The organism is Streptomyces sp. NPDC090442 (assembly GCF_044769405.1).
Taxonomy (GTDB): domain Bacteria; phylum Actinomycetota; class Actinomycetes; order Streptomycetales; family Streptomycetaceae; genus Streptomyces.
The window spans coordinates 1-20,199 of record NZ_JBIVXW010000069.1 but is presented as its reverse complement, the minus strand read 5'-3'; the positions used below and the strand labels follow the sequence as shown (position 1 = coordinate 20,199).

Sequence of the window (20,199 nt, the reverse complement as noted above, 5' to 3'; positions counted from 1 at the left end):
GGTCTCAAAGTCGGAGAAGGCATTGACGGAGTGGTTCGGCATGCGGCGGACCATGCACACCGCAGGTGGTTAACGTCGCGGCCTAACAGGTGTTGTGCGCTTCTGGTCAGAGTCCTGGCGTGGCGTACAAATTCGGTCCCCGCGAGCGGTGCTTCAAGTTGCCCGCGCAGGCATTCCGGTCTCGATATGGCGGAAGCGACTGGCTTATGAAACAGGACACCGACAGGCGACGAATGACTTGGTGCTGCCCGGCTCGATCCTGAACCTGCACCGGCAACACCTTTGACCTGACTGCGAATTCCCCCCGGGGGACACCAATCTCTCTACCTGAGTGCCGCTCGATATCGCAGGCGGCACCGGCAGTTGGCGGTGAGGGCGAGGGGGGCCAGCGGATCCCCTGGGAATAGCACGGGCCAACCCTCCATCTCGAACGGCTCGTTCACGGGTAGCGTTTGCCCATCCACGGCGGCATGGGCAGGGCGGACCCGGTCGTCGAGTCGCGTCTGCCAGGTTCGCTCAATGCTGTGCTCGTTGGCGGCCGCGACAGCGTCCGCGGCACCGTTGACGGTGGCGGTGGCTGCGGACTCGGCAGTGATGTCGATGATGCGTGTCGATCCCTCGCCCAGTCTTTCTTCGACAATGTTGATCAGTTCGCTCAGGTTGGCGTCTGAACGTTGACCATCGTCGAGAGCCACTTCCAGGGCGCGGTGGAACGCGCGCATCGCATCCGCGGCGACCGTCGCCGCGGTGAGCACGGCGGCCCCGATGCCCGCCGAGGCCCCGCTGTTCACGCTGCTTCCGAGAGCGTCCGCAGCATCCTTCGCTGTCGTGCGAGCGATGCGCGTGAGGATCGGCGTGAGAGTGGCGATCACCTCGTCCTGCCACTTCTCCGCCCCGACGACCCTCTCCATGTCCATCGGATCGTTGCCACCCCGAGTATCGGACGGACCATCAGCAGTCCAGAATCGCGTTCCCTTGCGTGTCTTCGGCGATCGCAGCCGGGCAGTGATGACACCCTCCTGCCGGGCGAACAGGGCACCTAGGGCGGCCCCGATGGCGGCATGGGCCCGATCGAAGGCCGTGCCCCCGACAGTGAACTCCATGACCCTAGGGAGCGTTTTGGTCTCGATACGGCGGGCCTCATCGACAGCATCTACCGCAGGCCCTTCAGCGGGTAGCGCCTGGTGGTCGGCACGGGCTTCGTCAACGGCGGCCGCGGCCGCACCAGCGAGTTGATAGCCGTCGTGCATCTGGCTGCGTGCTTCGGTGACGACATCCTCGGCGCTCGATGCTGGACTGTGACGGCGCGCCCCCTCAACAGCAGCCACGGCAGTATCACTTGAGGAATCGTGCCGAGCGTTGAGGGACGGCTGGCCTGCGACCTGTGTGCCAGGCGTGGCCTCTGCTGGCGAGCCTTGTGCCATGCCGAGAGCTGCGGCGTCCTGGTCGGTTGCGGGAATGGGGGCCTTCTGCGGGCTGATCCACAAGGCCCGCGACTGAGGCGTATTGAAAGGTAGTCGACCGGCAATCTCTCGATACTCATCCACGGTGATCAGCCCGGCATTCCACTCCGCGCGGGCTTCCTCACGGCGTGTACGACGCGGATATTCCAGAGCCGCCACCGGCGAGGTGTTGAACCGGAGAGACCAGTCGTCTTCCAAATCCAGGTCGAAGGCGCTGGCGATCAAGGCGAGATGCGGCAGTTCTGTGTGCTGCCAGAAGTTCCACTCCTCGCGATCGGCGTTGGCGTATGTGCGTTCTGAGGCATTGCCGATGACGCTCTCAGGAACGCCGAAAGCTGCCAGCACTTCGATCTTGGCGGTCTGGGATAGCGTCTGGTAGTTCATGTCGCGCGGTCTCGTGCTGGTGTCCACGTAGTTGAGGCCACCAGGCCCGGACCCGACGACGACGGTTTCGCCGGCGTGCTGTGCCCCGGGGGCGAGGCGTTGCTGAATCCTGTCGATCTCGCGCTGATCGAGTCCGTCGACGTCGATGCCGATGATTCCCGAGGGGCGCGCATCGTTGTCGATGTAGGCGATGTTGTAGGTACGGGCCTTCACGTCCAGGTCGACGCTGAGGCCCGCGGCCTCAAGCGGGGTGATACCGCAGTAGGGATCGGTCGGGTGGGGGTCTCTAAGCCAGACGATGCGGTTGGGGTCCAGTTCGCGGATGCGGCCGTCGTAGGTGGTGAATTCGAAATGGGAGAGGTAATCGCCATGCGGGTCGGGAATTGGGTTTACTCGGGAGGGCGGGAGTAGATCGAGTCGCGTGATGGTGCCCGCGCGTGAGCGCGTGACCTCGACAAATGCCCCCTGCTTGGAGAGTAGGAGCTGCGCTGAGAGTCGCTTCTTGAAGACTGCTGCGCGTTCCAGTGGGTTGGCCTGGACGTTCAGGACGTGCAAGAGGGGGTGATCGGTGAGGGTTTCTGCGAACTGTCTCTCGTCGCCCCCACGGCCGATCTCGATGTTGAGGGCGCCTGGGTGCTTGGAGATTGTCTCGACGGCCTTGAATGTCCAGATGCTGCGTTCGTAGCCCTCTTGGATGACGCGGTCGAGATCCCAACCAGCTGCGCGATTTTCGGCGCCCCACACTGTCGTGGTGCCTGCGTGCGTCATCGAAACGTAGCTGCTCCCCATCGGCCCGGCCGACTTCGCCTCAAGCAAGGCCGATTGGGGCGTGAGGAGACGACGGAGACCGGGCAGGAACTGGCGCGGCATCAGGACCCCTCACTGGCCAGCCACACGCCCGTCGCCGTGATACCTGCACCGACCTCCAGCCAACCCAACGGGGGGTAATAGAAGAAGGCACTGCCGATCGTGGCCGCCGCCACGACCAGGCTGACCAGGCTCGCGGCGACGCGTGAAGTCCGGCTTGTCGGCGGTGACAGGCAGCCGAACGCGGCGGCGGTACCGCCCGCTGCTGCGGCGGTGCACAACAGCGGATGGATCGCTCCCAGGGTGACGAGCACGGAGAGGACGCCGGCAGCAACGAGCAGTAGTCCGGCGGCCTCGCGCGCGATGCTTCGCGGCGTGGGTGTCTCAGGCGATGTACTCACAACCCGCACCATGGGCACGGGCCACAGTTAGTGTCGCCTCCTCCCCAGGTGGCCAGAGTGGGTGATTCATCGTGGGCGGCTGACGCCAGCCATGTAGGCGTGGATGCCTCGTCGTTGGATCCTCTCGCCAGGGAGAATCTGGGAACCCTTCGGGGGCGGCGGCAGCTTGCGCTTCTTCCGCGTGGATTGGTCCCCGCCGATGAGATGGCGGTTATCGACCTTCTCCTCGCAGTCCTGGCCCTTCACCTCGTCGTACGGCCGACGGCAGCCCCGGCAATACACCTCCAGCGCCTCAACGCGCTGCCCATCGAGCGTCCTGAAGGACCCGCGGAAGTCGGCGATGCTGGCGATGCGGGGCTCTACCTCGATCTCAGCAGCCACGACCCATATGTGTGACAAGTTCTGGGCAAGCGAATCGGGTTCGTTCGCCAGAACCGGCGGCGCTGTCACTGTCTCTGGTTCCTCTGCCGGAGCCTCTGATTCAGGCGCGGGCAGCGGCGAGGTGGGCAGCGGCGCGGCGGGCAGTGGCGGGGCGGGCAGTGTTTGGAACAGGGCTTCTTGCCAGTGGGTCCGACCTGCTGCCGGTGAGTGGGGAGCTGTAGCCGTCGTCACCGTGTCCTCCGCGCTGTGTCGCTGGTGGGGGCGACGCAAGATCAACCCCATTTCACAGCGAGGAACGTCAGCAGCGCCCGATCTGTTACAGGTGCTGTTGGCAGCCAGTTGGATCTCCCCGTCTGCGGCCACCTGATGGGGAGTCAACTGGCCGCGAAAACTATCACTGTGGGTGACTAAGGATCGGCTTGGTGGTTCCTGCCGTGCGTCATTCATCTGCGCCGGCGCTGCCTACTGCGCCACCGGCCAGCTCGATCAGCTGAGGGTCCGCCAGCAACACCACACGGTCGGCCGCGGGGTCGAACCCGAGCACCGGATTCCCATAGTCGCCCTCGCCGGTCATGACCACCGGCTTGTCCAGCCGCCGGCCGATCGCCCCCAGGAACTCGCACAGGGTGTCCACTCCGGCTTGGCCCTGCAGTTCGCGAAGGTCGACGTCGAAGTCGATCTCGTCGGCGGACATCGGACGGAAGATCGCCAGCACATCCGGGACCGGCCAGACCCGCAGATCGACAGCATCCGCATCGGCGGGTCGCGACAACACCTCCGCGGCCGACGGCAGCGGCCCGACGACGCCGCCCTCCAAGTACTCCCACGGCCATCCGCTCGACCGGATCAGGTCGAACACGGCCTCCCAGTCGGCGACCGAGGCGTCCGGCACGCACACATCCGGCAGAGCCCCCATCAGGTCAGGATCGAAGAAGTTCCTGACGTCATCCCACAGCAAATCCGGCATCCCGCAATGCTGCGCGCCAGCTCGCCCAAACGCATCCCGATTTCCCTGACGAACCTCACAGAGCTCCACCGCACCCACCTTAACGTTGGCCGCAGGGAGAGGCGGGAAGCTGCGTCGCCATAACGGCGTGTGACCGGCCCTCTGTCCCCGGGGAGTGCAACTGGCCGCCGTTGGGGACCGCGAGCGGGGAATCGCTGGCCGTACACGGGGAAATGATCTTGGCCGCTGTCAAGGTGCCACTGGCACAGGTCATGTTAGGCAGCGAGAGCACCGAGTCGTATCCGTTGGGCAATCAGTGCCTGTAGGCAGCGGGCAAGCCTCGGCTTCCTGGCGGCCGGCGACATAACCGGGCAGGCTGCGGTGGGACGTCAGCTGAAGGCGTTGTGGATGAGTGATAGCAGACCAGCCCACCCGCAGATGAGCAGCGCGACGGCAACGCCCATGAGGAAAATTGCGACAGCAGGCACGGGAGGCTCCGGTGCGGGCGGCTCGGGAGTCGGGTGCCCTTTGGAGTGGTCGGCACGGAGGCATTCCTGGCAGTTTGGATGGTGACACATGGTCAGCAATCCACCTCTCCTGGGTGGTTGGAATCGCCGCTCCTGCTGCCTGTCGGAGCTGAGGCTGAACAGGTCCGGCGGGCGCACATGTACGTGAACCAGACGCTGCCGAGCGGATTGACTCGGACTTCGCCGCTGTAGTGGATCCCGTAAGGATGGAGCGGGCGGCATCTCGGCGTTGGCTGTCGAGATGTTGGTCGAGATCAGCCACATCCCTCCTTGGGGCGGTGCTGCGTCTGAGGGGGGGGCTCGGCAGTGCACGGTCTAACGACGCCTGCGGAGAATCGAACGCGCTCGATTTCGGACGCGCTTGCCATCAACGGCAGCAAGGGGTCGAACGGATGGGCGTCGCACCGAGGCCGATGTTGAGCGGTGCGAAGTGTCCGAAACACCGATGCCTGAAACGCCTGTGGCGAATGAGTTTCGGCGCCTACGCGTGCTCGGACTGGATCAGGAAAGCGTCCGGTGGATCACGGCAGCGCTAGCTGCCAAGGCGGTAGCCAAGCGCTCCCTCAACTGCTCGGCGCTCTGGCCTTGGCTAAGAGCGCATGCCGCTACCGTGACGCAGAGCTTCTGGAGCCTGTGGGCGTCGAGGAATTCTGAGCATGCTGGGTGGTTGAGGAGGTCGCGAGCTGCGTAACCGTCCCCAGCGTTGAGTACGTGCTCGATCAGCGTGGTGGCGTGGTGTTCTGGGAATCCGTGGTCTGCGCGGGTCGCCGTGTCGATCAATGCCAGACCGAGTCGGGTGTGGAAGACCACGTGCTCCTTGGCCAGTTCGAGGCGCTGGTAGATGTCGAGTGCGGGAGTAACGCTCCAGGCGTCGCACAGGGCCTCCAGGCAGGCGGTTACTGCCTGTTCCCAGGGCTCGCCAGGCTCGGTGGCGCGGAGCATTGTCAGTGCCTGTGCTGTTTCGCCGGAGGTGATGAGTGCGATGACGGCGATCTGCCGGGCCTCGAACATGCGTGAGCTGGTGCAGTTGCCCTGTTGAAGGTGGGCGTTGGCTGCGCTCCACTGGTCGGCGGCGACAAGTGCACGGGCGCCATCTTGTCGGTAGACGCCGTTTGCCCACTCGCGGAGTTGTCGTTGGTCTTGGAGAGTTCGGGCGAGTGCGGCCACGGAAAGTGGCGTGCCGTCCAGGGTCGTATCGCTTGCAGAGGTGGTGGCGCGATGGAGGTTGGTCAGGAGTTGGAAGGCCCGCTCGCCGTGGCCCAGCCGGTTGTGGATCTGGGCGAGGTTGACGAGAGGTTCGAGGGCGAAGCACGCCCATTGACCGGGTAGAGGTTGGTGCTGGAGGTAGAGGTTGGCGTGCTGCCAGCACAGCTCGCGCGCTAGGTGCGGCAATCCGCTGTCGACGGCGATCAGGGCGGCGAGGTTGTAGACGGCTGAGCCTTTGCGGATATCGCCCTGTTGGGTGGCGAGTTCGGAGAGGTGGTGCAGTTCGGCGATCCGCTCGGGCAGCGGCGGGCATGGTGGGCGGAATCGACGGACGAGCGGGAACCGGCCGAGAGCAGAACGTACGGCGAGCATGTCTACTTCTCCTCGAAGACGACCTCTTTGGCGCCGAGCGCCAGGAGGGCCTGGGCGGCGTGCGGTATGCCGAGGCGGTTGAAGTGGAACAGGGCGTGATGGGCGAGGACCGCCCGCAGTCCTCTGCTGAGGTGGCCGTTTTGCGCGGACTGGTGGAGTTGCCGCCCGGCCGTGGCGAAGGCGTCGAGCCAAGGCGCAGCGTTGGCGAGGCGACCGGTGGTCACCAAGGTGGCGTCCGGTCCGGTGTCCACCGTCAGGAAAGGTTTCAGGGTGACTTTGACGGCGTCGAGACGGCCGAGCTGGCTCGGTGTGGTGGGCCGGTCGGTTGTGATCTTCGCCCAGACGTCGCCCTGCTCGTACCAGTCTTGGGCCGCGCCGCGCATGAGCGCGGTCATCAGCAGGAGAGCCATTTCGCGGCGGTCGTCGCGGTGGTGGCGGGTGCGAGCGAGGTGGTCGAGGATCTGGCGGCTGTCGGCGTGGAACAGACTGTGTGCGATGTCCATGGCGACGGGGCCGCCGAAGGCGTGGGTCTCGGGTTCGTAGATGATGCCGTGCTGCCACTGGATGCCGGGGACTTGTGCCAGGATGGTGTCGGCTTCCGTCGTGGCGTCTGGATGCTGGTGGTAGCGCAGCCGCCACCATTGCCCTTTGCGGATGAAGTGCCAGCCGGTGAGGTGTTTGGCGGTGGCGAGATGGGGCCGAAGATGGCTGATGGCCAGTTGTTCGGCGGCTTGCCAGTCAGGGAACTTGATGTGGGTCTGGAGCCAGGGCGTATCCAAGCTGGTGGTCATCGCGACTCGCTTTGGGGCTAGTTGATGAGGAGGCAGGAGTCCCAGTCAGTGACTGGGCCGGTAGTGGCGGTATGCCGGGCTAGGGCGATGCCCGCGGATCCTTCAAGGAGCCCTGGAGCGTTATCTGGCGGGGTGACGTCGGGCAACTGGGCTCCGATCGTGGCGAGTTGCTTGCCGAACGCTGGGGAAGTGCCGTCGGCAGCGGCTCGCCATGCGGTCTGGAACAGGCCGGCCGTGCCGTGGCACAGCGTGTGATCGGTGAGCTGGGAGCGCTGTTCGGGGACGGTGAGACAGGCGAGCAGAGCGGTCTCGGCCATGCGCTGCCGGGGCAGGTCTTTGGTGGCTTGGGCGGCGAGTTGCTGGGCGCGGGCGATGCCGGGGGTGCCGTAGCACCAGGACGGACGCAGCGGCTGTTGCTGTCGGATTGCACCGGTTGCGGTCTCGGGCGGGGTGATGGCTTCGGGCCACCAGGGACCGTGGTCGCTGTCCTGTCGCCACGTGTCCAGCCATGTGCAGATTCGTGCGATGGCGGCCAGATGATCGGGAACGGTGATTCCGGCGCGCCGTGCCAGGGCGAGGAATGCGAGGGGGCCGGTGATGCCGTGGGCGATGCCGAAGTTGGCGTGTCCGCCCGGGTAGTCCGGGGAGGGCTGGCCGGAGGGGGCCAGGCTGGTCCACCAGCCTGGTGTGCCGTCAGGGAGAGGTTCAGTGAGCCGGGCGAGGTAGGTCAGGATGCGCGTGGTTGTCTCGCCGTGCGGATCGGCGCGCAGGAAGTACGTACCGAGCCCGGTGAGGCCGTAGATCAGGTCGTACTCGAAGAAGTCCGGGAGCTCGCCTCGGTCGATCCTTGCGTGAGCCGTGTCCAGCCTGCGTCTGGTGGTCGCGGTGATGGCGCTGTGGAGGGTTTCGAGGGTGCGTTGGTACCGGCCGGTGTGGGTGGCGGCGAGGTGGATGGCGAAGGCAGTGGCTGCGGCTCCGTAGAACAAGCCGGTGGTCGGTGAGGTGTTGAGGACGCCTTCGGTGCTGCGGGTCAGCCAGGTGTGGGCGGTGTCCCATGGGCCGAGGCCGGCGGCGGCGCGTTCGATGTGCAGCAGGGCGGTGCCCGCGGTGCCTTTGGCCAGTGACGTCTGGCTGATCGTACTGGTCATGTGCGGCTCCGTTGGGTGTGTGCGAGCGCGATTGCGCGGGTCAGGCGATGGCAGGCTCGCTCGCCCTCGGGGTCGATGCCGCAGGTCCGGAGGTAGTGCAGGTGCAGCAGGGACAGGAGGACCTGGCTGGAGTCGAGATCGCTGGAGGCGAGGTGGCCGCGATAGGCAGCTAGGGCCACGTCCCGTGCCATCCACGAGTCAGAAGTACCTTGGCTGTCAGGTGTGTTGCTGAGGGAGACCGCTTGGCGGTGGACCTCGCGGGGCACGGGACTGGTTGACCTGGCGGGGATGGTGTCAGTCAGCCACCGCATGGCGGTGTCGGTGTCGCCGAGGAACGTGGCGGCGATGCGCGTCATGCTCACGGCCGTCACCGCGTGCCGGTGGAGGCGCCGTTCGGTGGCGTGCCTGATTTCGACGATGGCGGCCTGGGAGTCGGTGGCGAAGACTTCCTCGGCGGCGTCCAAGGCGGCACCGGTCCCGTACCGGTTGGTCTCGGGCTGGTAGGTGTCGAGTTGAAGGCGGGTGGCCAGGCCCCGCTCGTGTAGCTGGGTGGCCCACGTGCCGAGTGCGCGGGCCGCGGGGCCGAAGGCGTCTGGGCCGGGCAGACGCAGCCGGATACGCAGATGGTGATCAGGGTCTTCGAATCGCAGGAACTGGCACGCTGCGGCGTCGCCTAGGGCGGTGAGGAGATCAGGCAGGGCTTGGGTGAGGACGGTGTCCTGCCGGTCGGGATTCCCGTAGAGCTTGGCGTACAGCCACGGGGAAACGCCGGGCAGCCGGGGCGGACTGCACCTGGGTGGCGGAGCCGAAGGTCGAGGCCGCGTGGCTGCCGGGGCGGGGTGTTCGGCGGCGAAGGGGAGGGCGATCTCGTGGGCACGCCCGTCGATCCATCCGTGATCCTGTGGGCTGGGAGCTTGGCTGAGGACTGCGTTCTCGTGCTGGTTGAGGTGATCTCGCAGCAGGGCCAGGTGACTTGGCTCCGCGAGATCGAGGCGGATCCGTAGATCACGCTCCGTGAGGTGGAGGAGGTTGGGGACCCGGAACTTCCCTAACCAGTCCCGGACCGCCTTCTCCCACTCCTCGAAGGTGGCTGTAGGACCGGGGAGGGCCGTGGCGGGTAATCGCCAGCGCGCGGGGGACAGGAGGGTCCGCCTGTAGCGGATACCGGGGAGGAACGGAAGCCGTCCGGCCGCGCCCCAGTCGAAGGCGGTGAACGTGGGGGTGAAGGCGTTGGTGATCTCGCACAGGAACCGGATCACCGGCTGGGTGTTGTTGCGGAACTCCACCGCGTTCATCACCCGCGGCTCCACGTGTCGACCATCGGTCAGCGAGATCAGCCACAGACGGGTGTTGTCGCCGCACACCGCGAGGTCGTTCAGCTTCACCATGTCCCCGTCTGGTAGGGGGTGTTCGGCAATGTGAAGGGTTCGGGGCAGCACGGCGGGAGCACGGGCAACGTTCCCCACTCTGGTGAACAGGGGCGGCCCAGACACCTGCACGTCGATGGCTCCGCCGTGCAACGTGGGAAGGCCGGCGTAGGCAGCGGTCATGCGGTCGCGGTCGGACGGGGCAAGGAGGTGGAGGAACCGGCCCGTGGTGGTGCCTGCCGTGCGGGGCGCGCCAGTGACAGCAAGGGTGAACTCGCCGCGATCTATGTCCTTTGCGGAGAGGGCCTGGAGGTGAAAGATCAGCTCACCGTGCGGCTGGACCGCAGCAAGCTCTACCCCATCTGAGAGTTCGTCCACGGCCGTATTGCTCAGGGCGACCTCCAACTCTCCTTCCACGGCGGCGGTTTGGGCGAGTGCGAGAAGGCGGGCGTCCCGTGCGGTCAGTCGCCGGGCGTGAACCTTCAGCGCCGAGTCGCGAAAGCGAGCGGGGAACCCGAGACCGATGTCTGGGTTGGTGATCTCCAAGACAGGTACCACCGCGCCGACGCCGTAGCGGTCGAGGTAGCGGCCGTGGTAGTCCAACCACGCCGGGTGCCCGACGGGGTTTGGGGTCAGGCGAGTGAGCGCTGCCGCAGCCGCGGCGGCCTCGTGTGCCACCTGAGGCGAAAGGCTCAACGTGGCATCGACCTTCAGGTCCGTCATGAACGGCGGCCCGCTGACGGAGGACACCGCCGTCATCCGACTACTCAGGTCAGCAGGAGTCTGGAGCCCGCAGCGCAAGTCATCGCGGATGACCCGCAGTTCGTGCATCAGCGCGGACGCTGACGGAAGCTCATCCGCACCCGCCTGCGAAGCGATCTCAAGGACGTGGGCCAGCGGATCGAGCACGGTCATCGGCGGGCGGAGCGCTGTGAGCAGGACACGGCACTCAACGAGCCCGGACAGCAACGTGGCAATGGACTTGGCCGAGGCCGCAGGAAGGGTCTCGCCGAGCGAACGGGCTATCCGCCCCAGCGGTACGGGAGAAGCGGCGGCCTGCAGGGCCGCCTGTATCGGCTTGGTGAGGCGAATGGACGCCACGATCGGATTGCCACCCGCCGGTGTGGTGTTCGGCTGCCACGGTACGGTCAGGCGGCCGTCCTGGACGACGCACAGATCGTTGGCGATCACCGGTAACTGGTCCAGGAGTTCTGGTATCGCCTCCAGGCCCCGGACGACCCCATCGAGCCAGCCCGCGTCCGCCCTGAGCGCCGCCTGATGTCGATGGCCGATGCGGACGGCGGTGTGCGGGCTGAAGCGCACGGGTGCGACGCCGGCGAACAAGCCGAAGGGGGTAGCTCGACCTTCGGCCCGCAGGACGTACCGCAGGACGGACAGGACAACCCGACGCACCCGCCGCACGCGGCGTGCCTGCCTCTGGTCCCCGCCACACAAGGACCTGGCCTCGGAGAGGAGAACAGGGCTTGCTGCCGCTATGGCTTCCGCAATCGTAGTGTCGGCAAGGATCTTCTCCAACCAACCGAGCCACTGACGGACATGCTCATCCGTGGTACCCGTCAAGTCAGGCCAGGGCTGGGCCTCTGACTGTCCCGCATGCAGGGAAACCCGTAACAGCGCGGCATCCACGTGCTGGTACATCGCCGGAGAGACCTCCTGCTCCAGTATCGACGAGGGTGGCCCGGAGGGCGGTGCGGAGACCGCCCTCCGGGGCTTCGCAGGATCGCTACCTGTTAGACGTTGCCGCCGCCGCTGGCGCAGGCGCTGCCGGAGCACGAGCTGCCGCAGTTGTCGTCGGTGCTGCGGGTCAGCGCCGAGAAGACGTTGCCGCTCTCCACGATGGTCACGTCCAACTCGAAGTCCGAGCCGTCTACCGGGGCGGCGCTTTCCATGGTCTGACTCATGTTCCATTCCCCTTTCATCGGTGGTGCTTTACGGTTACCTGGCCCTTGTGCGTGTCAGGGCCAGGAGACTGTGATGCGGGCGTGCCGCTTGTCGACGACGAGCCCTGCGGGCATCTGGTCATCCGGCGTGCCGGCCGGGTACGCGGTGAACACGGGCTCGGGGCCGCCGCGGTGCGACTGATCCCACGCCGTGACCTCGTGAACGATCTGCTTCACGAGCGTGTCAGCGTCCGGACCGTGCCCCTTGGCCCCGAAAGCGAACGCCTTCGGGGCGTCACTGACCTTGCGCAGGGTCAGGTAGGCGAAGGAGCCGCCATCGACCAAGGCCGGGCACGCCATCTTGTTCGCAGGGGTAACCACGCCGCTGTCCAGGGACGGATCAACGGACACCAGGCAAAACCCCGTGAGTACGCTGGCGAGCCACAGGTACAGCGAGTCGAACGGCTCCGCCTGGCCGACAGTCACGTCGGACCAGGATTCGACGGGCGCCTGCTCAAGCACGCCAGCCAACGACTCCATTCCCGCCGGCAGTTGCTCATCGAACCGCAACGCGGCTTCCTTGCCCCGGAGCAACACCAAGGACTCCTCGTGCGCCCCGGCTCCCTGCATCTTCACGAAGCCGCAGACCTCCGACGAGAGGCTGCGCAGGTGATCCCCCTGACGCTCGAAGACGATGGAACGAGTCAGTCCGCGCACGCGGATCGGGACGACGAGTCGTCCGCCCTCAGAGAGCTGGCTGATCCACGCCGGCGCGATATCCCAGGCCCCCACGGTGACCATAATCAGGTCGAACGGAGCGAGCTCCGGGGCTCCGAACTCGCCGTCCTGGCTCAGGACTTCGACGTCGCTGTACCCGGCTGCCTCCAGGCAACGGCGGGCGCGATCGGTGACGTCCCTGTCGATATCGAGGGTGGCCACGAGCCCGGTGGGACCCACCATCTCGCGCAGCAGAGCGGCGTTGTAGCCGCCCGAGCCGATCTCCAGACAGCGGTCTCCGGGCCGCGGCTGGGCCTGCTCCAACATGAACGCCTGGATGCGAGGGGCGGAGACGGAGCTGACGGCGTTACCGTGCTCATCACGCTTGGTGATTACCGCCGTCTCGGCTCCATATACCTTTTCCAGTGGTTCTCCGGGAGCGAATCGTTCACGGGGGACGGCGAGGAAGGCTTGTTCTACCTGGCTGGTACGGATCGCGTCGAGCTCGCGGAGCTGATCAACCATTGTCTGGCGGAGCTGCTGAGTGTCGGGCATGAGGCTCCCTAAACTAGAGGAACGGCTGGTATTCATGCGCTTGCGGAGTGTAGTGGTGGCGCGAAGTAGTCAGCGGCGCCGAGCCCGAGCGACGGCTGGGCCGAAGGCGGCGGCGCCGTCAGGGACGCTACTCACGTCACCGTCAGGCGCGGAGCGATTTCCTTCATACAAGGCTCCAGCAACTACGCCATAGCAACAGTGCGTTGAACTACGTGAGCCAGCGCAACCGATCGCGGTCAACAGTCCCCCTCACACGGGTGGTTAGGTTTGGCGGACCCGCGGTGGTCCGCCGGCGCGTGAGCGGCGTCTGCCGAAGCCAGTGGCGGGTCAGCGGATCGGGCCGCGCAGAACGACGCACTGCACGGAGCCGCCCACGGTGATCGGATAGCGTGTTACGTGCTGCCAGTGGTCGTCGCCGAGCGCGTTGACTTCGGCCAGCGTGAGGCTGCGGTGAACGGTTACCGGCGGCGCCAACTCCTCGACGCCAGTGGTGACGACCAATGTTCCGGTGCCAGGCTTGAGCCAGCGACGGGCGTCGCCGAAGAAGCGCGGCCGGTCCAGGTAGGGCAGCGTCAAGCGGCAGGTGATCAGGTCCACCGCGCCGGGCCGCAGCATGGGGTGCACGGAGTCCGCGGTGATGTCCATCTGGTCAAAGCGCAGGTGCGGGTACTCCTGGAACGTGCCGCGCGCCGCCTCGATGGCGACCTCCGACATGTCTAGGCCGAGGACGTTCAGGCCCCAGGCGTTCATCACGGCTGCGAGGGAGCCGCGTCCGCATCCCACGTCGACAGCGAACTGGCCGGGTTCGACCTGGGAGTAGATGCGCAGCAGTTGCCGCTCCTGGCTGCCCAGGTGCAACGAACGGCCGCCGTGCCAGTAGTGCCGGTCCCAGTACGCCGCGCTGCGCGCCTCGTCGACCAGCATCGGGGCCGTGCTCACGCCGCCGGCTCCGGTTCGAGGCCGGCGTCGACCGCTCGCAGGTAGCTGACGACGGCCTCGGGCAACTCGGGCCGGTCGGGCTGCGGTTCGGCGGCCTGGTCCAGGACCTCGCCGTCGGGGGCCAGGCCGGGGATGACGCGCAAGAACATCGGGGATGCCTTTCAGTGCGTGGAGATGCCGGCCGCCAAGGCAGCCACCAGGGTGGCCAGGGCGGCGACGTAGAGGACCTGGGCGACAGTGCGCCGCCGGTGGGCGGCGCACTCGTCGAGCCGGACGTGGGGGTGGGGGCCGTTCACTCCGCGCCCTCGGGATTTAGGAGGAACAGATACGCGTTGCGCTCGCCGAACCAGCGCACGACCTGCTCGTAGACCTCGAAGTTGAGCGTCAGCGTGGCCTGGTCGGGCACGAGGAGGCCGTCTGCCCAGCCCTTGTAGACCAAGCCGGCGACGTCTTGGAAGCCTTCGCGGTAGGCCAGGTCGCCCGTCGCGAGGTCCGTGCGGTCGTATGCGACGTGGCGGCCGTGAGCCTCTGCCAGCTCACGCAACTGCGACTGCACGGTCGAAGCGTCAGACCCGGCCGGGCGGATGACGTAGGAGACGAGTCGATCGTGCCCGCGGGGGAAGAGTTCTTTGACGTGCTGGTTGTAGGAGCCGCGTAAGCTCCGCATCCGCCATGCCTCATCTACGGAAACACGTGGCCCCGAACGACAATTGTGCTCGTTGTCGCTCTCCACCCGCTCGGTAGATCCAGGCACGTGGGTGCGTTTGAACCGTGGCTTCGCCAGGCTGCTCACCACGCATCACCTACGCCGACGTACAGCTCGTCGTTGGACCAGTCGGCCGGATCGCCGTAGCCCTGACGGGATTTGTCGCGGACGGCGGCTAACGCCCGGCGCTCGTCGCGAGCCCTGATGCCCATGGCCCGGCGTCGTGTGGTCCGCGTTGGCCGCGGTTTCGAGTTGATGCTGTTGCTCACGGTCGCCTCCAGCAAGCCGGTAGGAAAGACGTCGCGTGCCACCCACGCCGCTCGTCAATGGCACGGCCACGCCGCCGTGAACCTGGCAAGCCACTCAACACACAGGCACACGAAGGCATTTAGGCAGCCACCTCTGCCAACGGTGATCGCAAGATGACCTCGCGTCACTGCCCGTCGCCAGCATGCCCATGTGCGCATCGGGTGCGCAACATGTGCACCCAAAAGAGCACGTGCGAAACCCGATGCACGTCGACGTGTGCAACCTGAAGGGGGCACAATGCAACCTGATAGGTACAGCCGCGCACCTCGGGTGTTCAACCAGCGCTGTAGAAGGGCAAGATGATGCCGAATCAGAGGGCGAAGCCGACGCTCCGACGGAGGCAGCTCGGCAGGATGCTGGAGCGGTGTCGTGAGGATGCCGGCCTGACTCAGCAGGCTGCTGCCGCCAGCATGAACTGGCCCCATCACAAGCTCTCGAAGATCGAGAACGCGAGGGCGCACATTCCTGCGAAGGACGTCGAGCCATACCTGCGAAAGTGCGGCGTCACAGATGAGGCGTTCATACTGGCCCTCGCCAACCTGGCCAAGAACGCTGCCAAGAAGGGCTGGTGGGCCGGTTTCGGCGACGCGATCCTCACCACCTACATGGACCACATCAGCGTGGAGACGGAAGCGACCCGCATTCGCTACTACGCGCCCAACCTGATCCCCGGGCTACTCCAGCCCAGGAACTACGCACGCGAGATCATCAGGGCAACAGGAACCCTCGTGCCGGAGCTGGTCGAAGCACGCGTCGACGTCAGAACAGCGCGGCAGGCCGTTCTGACCAAAGCAGAGCGACCGTTGGACTTCTGGACAGTGATCAACGAATCCGTTCTGCACCATGAGTTTCGCGAGAACCCAGAGGCGATGTACGAGCAGTTGGAGCGCCTTCTTGAGCTCAGCCAGCGCCCCACCATCACCATCCAGGTGATGCCCATACGTGCCGCATCCCATCCGGGCCTACTCGGTTTGTTCAGCCTGCTCGACTTCGAAAAGCCCTATCCGTCGATTGTGCAGGTCGAGGACATCCGTGGAAGCTCGTTCATCGAGGAGGACAGCGACGTGCAGGCGTTTGAGAACGCCTGGGAACGGATCATCGCTGCCGCCCTTCCCGAAGACCGCTCACGAGAGCTGATCAAGAAAGTAATGGAGGAACGCAGATCGTGAACACGAATCTCCCACCCAGCCCCAGTGCGGTCGAGCTACCCGGCGCAGACTGGTTCAAGTCGTCACATAGTGGAGCTAATGGCGACTGCATTGAGGTCGCGCACAACATCCAGGGCATCGTCCCGGTGCGGGACAGCAAGAACCCCGCGGGCCCGGCGCTGAAGTTCCAGCCGGCCGCGTACTCCGCGTTCATCAGCGACGTCCGTGAAGGCCGTTACACGGCCTGACCTTTGAGTTGATGGCAGGGCCCGCCCCCAGGAGAAGTGGGGACGGGCCCTGCTGCGTGCACGTTGCTCGAACCCGTCCACGGTGCCGCAGGATCGCGCCACGGGGAACACGGCCACTCCGAGCAACGATGTTCCACGGTTCAGGCGTAGCTGGCGACCGCTCCAGTTACCCGCTATCCGACCAGCACCTTGCGACGAAGCGCATCGGGCAGTGCGCAGGACCATCGTCCTAGGCCCCACGACCCAAAAGAAACGGCGTCTAGTCTAGAAGAACCGTCGGCAGGTGTTTCCGTCCTTGTCAGCGTCGGGGTCTTCATCTGATGGCTAGATCCAGGGGTTGCGTTCGTAGCTGGGTTCGTCGTCGGGGAAGTCCTCCGGGAACACCTCGCTGATGAAGTCGCGCCGCAGGACCTGTAGCAGATAGCTCTCCACCGGCCCGTCGTACAGGTCGTACTCTCGGCCGCGCCCGATGACGGTGAGCACGCTCCACTGCTCCGGGTCCTCGTGCGGGATCAGAAGGCACATGTCCGCGTTGTCTGTACCGCCCCACCGCACGAGTTCGGCCGGCCTCGATCCACGCTCGGTCAGCAGTTCCGCGATCTCTGCTCCCGTCTTCGCCAGCGTTTCGCGTGCTACCAAAGTGCGTTGGATCAGATCCACGTTCGGGTTCTCGGCCCCGGCGCGGTAGACGCGGAGGAAGTCGTCGAACTTCGTGCCGCCGAAGGCGTCCAGGAAGCGTTTGAACTGTTCGGGGAAGGCGACACCAAGGGCCTTCTCCGCGGCTTCCCAGTCGTTGAGCACGGGGCCTGCCTCGCCGTAGGCAGGAAAGGCCGCCAAGAGTTCCAGGTCGGACACGCTTCACCCTTACTTGTTGATGATCGTCTGGTCGATGTGCAGCCCGGCGCCCGTCGCCTTGATGTGGATACCGGCGGCGATGAGGTCGTCTGGATGGGCGTAGATGGGGGTAGCGGAGTAGTCCACGGGCCCCTTGTTCTTCACGGTGTCGTAGATCTGCAACTCGATGTCCTTCATGGCCTCGTTGTTGGCCCGGTCGTACATGATCGCGATGTTGGCATCTGATCTGCCATCTCCGCCAAGGGAACGAGCCAGGAGGTGCCCGCGTGTGTGGTCGGCCGCTTCGCCTTCCCACCCCGGTGGACGTACCCGTCGAGATGGCTTGGTGCCGGTGTCGAGCATGTCCTGGGTAATCCTCGTCTCCACGCCCGTTGCGCGGCCGAGATGATCAAGGGGCTTGCAGTACGGCGGAATCGGCTTTTGGGGAGCCCGGCCGCGCCCTCCAGCATGCTCAGCCCCGCGCATTAGGGGCTGGCCCGTGGGACCGGCGGGTCCTTCAGCGGCCATCGCCGTGCGCGGGCCAAAGAGGTTGGGCAGTGGGGTGTTCAGGTTGCCGAAGCCGCCCGGCCGTATGTTCCCCACGGCGTTCTTGACACCGTCGGCCTCCGCGACGGCTTTCATGCCACGTGCGGCTCCGCCGACAGCACCACCCAAAAGCACGCCGGCGACAGCGGAGTCCTTGACCTCCGCGAGGTTGATGCCGTGCTGGTCGCCGAGCAGGTTCCGGCCACCCTGGGCAACAACGACGTCCACGGTGATGGCCTCGATGCCACCGATAGCGGCAGTCGCCAGGACGGTGCCCGCGATCTCGGTAATGGTGGCGGAGACAGCAACGCCCGCTGCGGCAGCGGCTGCCTCAAGCGTCGCCGTGGCCCCTGCGGCGGCAACCTCGCTGATGCCTCCGGTGAAGACAGCCAAGGCAGTGCCGGCCACCAGGACCGCGCCGGCGATCTCCAGTTCGTGCTCGATCTTCTTCTTCGCCGCGGCGATCTGGTCGGCGAACTTGTCCAGCGCCTTGGCCATGTCCCGCGCGGCGGAGGCGACGTCGTCGAGGTAGCCCTTGCCGCCCCCGTGGTACTTACGCCAGAACTCCCCAAACGCCTCAATCGACTTGCCCTTGTTGTTGTCGATGACGTCCTGGGCCTTCTTGTGGCAGACCGCCGTGCAGTCCTCAACCTCGTCGGCATAGGCGCGCCAGGCGCGGGCGGCTTCCCGGAGTTCGTCCTCGTCGCCCTCCGGCCACCACATCCCGGTTAAGTCCTGAACGATCTCCTTGGCCTTGTCGCCAGCACCCATCACTTACCGCCCTGGAAACCAGACTTGGCCGACCGCTCGGCCTCCTCGTGGTTGGCCGCCATGTCGTTCATGGCCTTGGTGATGCTCGACAGCCCCTTCGTCAGGGCCGCGGCCGCCTTCTCGATCTGTGCTCGGTGCGGCGCGTAGACGTGCTCGAACTTCTTGCCCTGTTCGTCACCACCCCATGGCTCCCCCAGTTCGTCGAGCGCTTGCCTGAGTTTGGTTGTCGCTCGTTCCAGGGCGGCGGACTCTCGGTGGAACGTCGGTGCTGCGGATTTGAGTTGGTCAGTGTCTACGTCGAAGCCGTCACCAGCCATGCGCGCCCCCTCGGCCTTGTCGTCCATCTCGGCACGAGCTTCGGAGAGTTGCCCCGGCTCGCAGGTGGCGACGATGACACAGAGCACTGACAACCGATCTTGCGAAGAATGCCTTTCAGCCACTGTCCAGAGACGGAGAGCCGGGCCGCAGGAGACTCTGTAACGGAATCGGCGACCCGGCGTATGAGAGCTTGAGAGCGCGCCCTCAAGTGCTGACCAAGGAGATGACGAATGGGAGTGACTAAAACTCCCGAACTCACTTGGCTGAGGCCGTCTGTTCCTTCTCTCGCGGTACTGCGTACCCGGAGACAGACGGCCATCGCACGGTCAGCACCACCGATTCCTCTTCCGCGACCCAGGAATGGTCCACGCCCTTGCCCCACACGACGTAGTCGCCCTGGCGCTCAAGCACAACGCTGCGGCCGGGAAGTTCGACGCGGAAGCGGCCACTGATGAGGACCAGAAGGGCCGTGCGCTGCTCGCCACGCACCCACTGCGCCCGCGTGTCACCCCGCGGGTGAATGCCCCACTTGATCTCTACGGCGTCGCTGTGGCGAGGGTCGCCTGCATCCTTGAAGTGCCCGAGCAGCCAGCCTCGGTCCAGTGCCGCATCCTGGCCGGCGTTGCCCACGTACACGCTGTCGTCCATGTGCCCGGACGCTAACACCCTCCCGTCCTGCCTCCGACAACGCGACCAGCACGTTCGCAACGCACCCTAAGTGAAGTCCGAGTAGGCGAGGTGGGTCGCACACACCCGGCAACGGAAGAGGTAGGCGGTCGGCTGGCCATTCTTGTCCAGCGAGCTGAGATAGTGCTCGACCTGGTCCGTAGGCCATTCCCATTCGCTGAGCTCGCGCCTCAACATTTCCAGCGCGTCCGGGAAGGGCGCGAGTTCCGCGGCTCCGGCCGGGCCCAGGAACATGGCACCGTCCCCGCAGTGGAAGAACCACTGCGTTGCCTGCCACGAGGCGAAGCTCGGAGTGTGTTTGTCAACCGCCGAGAAGATCTCGACGGGCACGTCGTCCCCCAGGCCACCTTCCACGAAGGAAGCGTCGTAGCGCTCGGCGGCGCTGCCATCGGCGATGCACCAGGGGCACAAACGGTCGTCCAGATCCGCAACGGAGTAGACGGCACACGTGTAGATGTACCCGCGAACGCGCCCGCAGCAGACACAGGCCACGTCAGAAGACACGACCGAGCCGGTGGCTATCGGATCGGGATGGTACGGAAACTCAGGAAGCGGTTCTATCACAACCGGCAACCGTAACGATCAACGTCAATCCGACATCGATCGGGTCACCTCACAGTCCCGCTGAGACCTTACGGGTCGCCCCACGATTGATGATCTTGCTCACGGTTGGGGACATGGAGTGGTTTCTATGAGTTGTCTGGGTTGTGATGACTCATCAGGCTCG

General features: G+C 65.8%; 22 protein-coding genes. 2 read left to right on the top strand and 20 right to left on the bottom strand.

Annotated features, from left to right (window positions below; all coding sequences use genetic code 11):
* Positions 1-323: 323 nt before the first annotated feature.
* The 15 genes from ACIQU6_RS34915 to ACIQU6_RS34845 all read right to left on the bottom strand — a co-directional run bounded on the left by ACIQU6_RS34915 (position 324) and on the right by ACIQU6_RS34845 (position 14,880).
* Positions 324-2,717, bottom strand: a complete 2,394-nt coding sequence (locus ACIQU6_RS34915) for a phage portal protein (RefSeq protein ID WP_403485736.1) — start codon at positions 2,715-2,717, stop codon at positions 324-326.
* Positions 2,717-3,055 (bottom strand): hypothetical protein, encoded by a 339-nt coding sequence (locus ACIQU6_RS34910; RefSeq protein WP_403485735.1) that lies wholly within the window; start codon positions 3,053-3,055, stop codon positions 2,717-2,719. The genes ACIQU6_RS34915 and ACIQU6_RS34910 overlap by 1 nt, the downstream gene beginning before the upstream one ends.
* Positions 3,056-3,121: 66 nt before the next feature.
* Positions 3,122-3,436 carry a hypothetical protein gene (locus tag ACIQU6_RS34905; RefSeq protein ID WP_403485734.1) on the bottom strand — a complete coding sequence of 105 codons (315 nt, stop codon included), beginning with the start codon at positions 3,434-3,436 and terminating at the stop codon, positions 3,122-3,124.
* A gap of 439 nt (positions 3,437-3,875) precedes the next feature.
* On the bottom strand, positions 3,876-4,403 hold the full coding sequence (locus tag ACIQU6_RS34900; RefSeq protein WP_403485733.1) for a hypothetical protein: 528 nt from the start codon (positions 4,401-4,403) through the stop codon (positions 3,876-3,878).
* Between the two features lie 1,007 nt (positions 4,404-5,410).
* On the bottom strand, positions 5,411-6,487 hold the full coding sequence (locus tag ACIQU6_RS34895) for a hypothetical protein (protein ID WP_403485732.1): 1,077 nt from the start codon (positions 6,485-6,487) through the stop codon (positions 5,411-5,413).
* A gap of 2 nt (positions 6,488-6,489) precedes the next feature.
* Positions 6,490-7,278: a thiopeptide-type bacteriocin biosynthesis protein gene (locus ACIQU6_RS34890; protein WP_403485731.1), complete on the bottom strand. Its 789-nt coding sequence runs from the start codon at positions 7,276-7,278 to the stop codon at positions 6,490-6,492.
* A gap of 17 nt (positions 7,279-7,295) precedes the next feature.
* Positions 7,296-8,426, bottom strand: coding sequence for a lanthionine synthetase C family protein (locus tag ACIQU6_RS34885; RefSeq protein ID WP_403485730.1), 1,131 nt, complete (start codon positions 8,424-8,426; stop codon positions 7,296-7,298).
* Positions 8,423-11,440 carry a lantibiotic dehydratase gene (locus ACIQU6_RS34880; protein WP_403485729.1) on the bottom strand — a complete coding sequence of 1,006 codons (3,018 nt, stop codon included), beginning with the start codon at positions 11,438-11,440 and terminating at the stop codon, positions 8,423-8,425. The genes ACIQU6_RS34885 and ACIQU6_RS34880 overlap by 4 nt, the downstream gene beginning before the upstream one ends.
* A 104-nt stretch (positions 11,441-11,544) precedes the next feature.
* Positions 11,545-11,715 carry an FxLD family lanthipeptide gene (fxlA, locus tag ACIQU6_RS34875; protein ID WP_403485728.1) on the bottom strand — a complete coding sequence of 57 codons (171 nt, stop codon included), beginning with the start codon at positions 11,713-11,715 and terminating at the stop codon, positions 11,545-11,547.
* A 54-nt stretch (positions 11,716-11,769) separates the two neighbouring features.
* Positions 11,770-12,966 (bottom strand): methyltransferase, FxLD system, encoded by a 1,197-nt coding sequence (gene fxlM, locus ACIQU6_RS34870; RefSeq protein WP_403485727.1) that lies wholly within the window; start codon positions 12,964-12,966, stop codon positions 11,770-11,772.
* A 327-nt stretch (positions 12,967-13,293) separates the two neighbouring features.
* Positions 13,294-13,905 carry a class I SAM-dependent methyltransferase gene (locus tag ACIQU6_RS34865; protein WP_403485726.1) on the bottom strand — a complete coding sequence of 204 codons (612 nt, stop codon included), beginning with the start codon at positions 13,903-13,905 and terminating at the stop codon, positions 13,294-13,296.
* Complete coding sequence (locus ACIQU6_RS34860) at positions 13,902-14,054, bottom strand: hypothetical protein (protein WP_403485725.1); 153 nt, start codon at positions 14,052-14,054, stop codon at positions 13,902-13,904. The genes ACIQU6_RS34865 and ACIQU6_RS34860 overlap by 4 nt, the downstream gene beginning before the upstream one ends.
* Positions 14,055-14,066: 12 nt before the next feature.
* On the bottom strand, positions 14,067-14,201 hold the full coding sequence (locus ACIQU6_RS34855; protein WP_403485724.1) for a hypothetical protein: 135 nt from the start codon (positions 14,199-14,201) through the stop codon (positions 14,067-14,069).
* Entirely contained in the window at positions 14,198-14,572 is a 375-nt protein-coding gene (locus tag ACIQU6_RS34850) for a hypothetical protein (protein WP_403485723.1), read from the bottom strand. Before ACIQU6_RS34850 ends, ACIQU6_RS34855 begins: the two co-directional genes overlap by 4 nt.
* 122 nt (positions 14,573-14,694) lie before the next feature.
* On the bottom strand, positions 14,695-14,880 hold the full coding sequence (locus ACIQU6_RS34845) for a hypothetical protein (RefSeq protein ID WP_403485722.1): 186 nt from the start codon (positions 14,878-14,880) through the stop codon (positions 14,695-14,697).
* 339 nt (positions 14,881-15,219) lie between these two features.
* Between ACIQU6_RS34845 and ACIQU6_RS34840 the strand changes: the two genes are divergently transcribed.
* Together ACIQU6_RS34840 and ACIQU6_RS34835 are read left to right on the top strand one after the other, a co-directional pair.
* Complete coding sequence (locus ACIQU6_RS34840) at positions 15,220-16,089, top strand: helix-turn-helix domain-containing protein (RefSeq protein ID WP_403485721.1); 870 nt, start codon at positions 15,220-15,222, stop codon at positions 16,087-16,089.
* A complete protein-coding gene (locus tag ACIQU6_RS34835) occupies positions 16,086-16,316 on the top strand; it encodes a DUF397 domain-containing protein (protein WP_403485720.1) in 231 nt (76 codons plus the stop codon). The genes ACIQU6_RS34840 and ACIQU6_RS34835 overlap by 4 nt, the downstream gene beginning before the upstream one ends.
* A 324-nt stretch (positions 16,317-16,640) precedes the next feature.
* On the opposite strand, the gene ACIQU6_RS34830 is transcribed toward ACIQU6_RS34835, so the two are convergent.
* The 5 genes from ACIQU6_RS34830 to ACIQU6_RS34810 all read right to left on the bottom strand — a co-directional run bounded on the left by ACIQU6_RS34830 (position 16,641) and on the right by ACIQU6_RS34810 (position 20,036).
* The gene (locus ACIQU6_RS34830; RefSeq protein ID WP_403485719.1) at positions 16,641-17,171 is read right to left on the bottom strand and encodes a hypothetical protein; all 531 of its coding nucleotides are present in this window, start codon (positions 17,169-17,171) and stop codon (positions 16,641-16,643) included.
* A 9-nt stretch (positions 17,172-17,180) separates the two neighbouring features.
* A complete protein-coding gene (locus ACIQU6_RS34825; RefSeq protein WP_403485718.1) occupies positions 17,181-18,467 on the bottom strand; it encodes a DNA/RNA non-specific endonuclease in 1,287 nt (428 codons plus the stop codon).
* Positions 18,467-18,871, bottom strand: coding sequence for a WXG100 family type VII secretion target (locus tag ACIQU6_RS34820; protein ID WP_403485717.1), 405 nt, complete (start codon positions 18,869-18,871; stop codon positions 18,467-18,469). Before ACIQU6_RS34820 ends, ACIQU6_RS34825 begins: the two co-directional genes overlap by 1 nt.
* A gap of 169 nt (positions 18,872-19,040) precedes the next feature.
* Positions 19,041-19,433 carry a signal peptidase I gene (locus tag ACIQU6_RS34815; RefSeq protein ID WP_403485716.1) on the bottom strand — a complete coding sequence of 131 codons (393 nt, stop codon included), beginning with the start codon at positions 19,431-19,433 and terminating at the stop codon, positions 19,041-19,043.
* Between the two features lie 66 nt (positions 19,434-19,499).
* Entirely contained in the window at positions 19,500-20,036 is a 537-nt protein-coding gene (locus ACIQU6_RS34810) for a CbrC family protein (protein WP_403485715.1), read from the bottom strand.
* Positions 20,037-20,199: the final 163 nt, after the last annotated feature.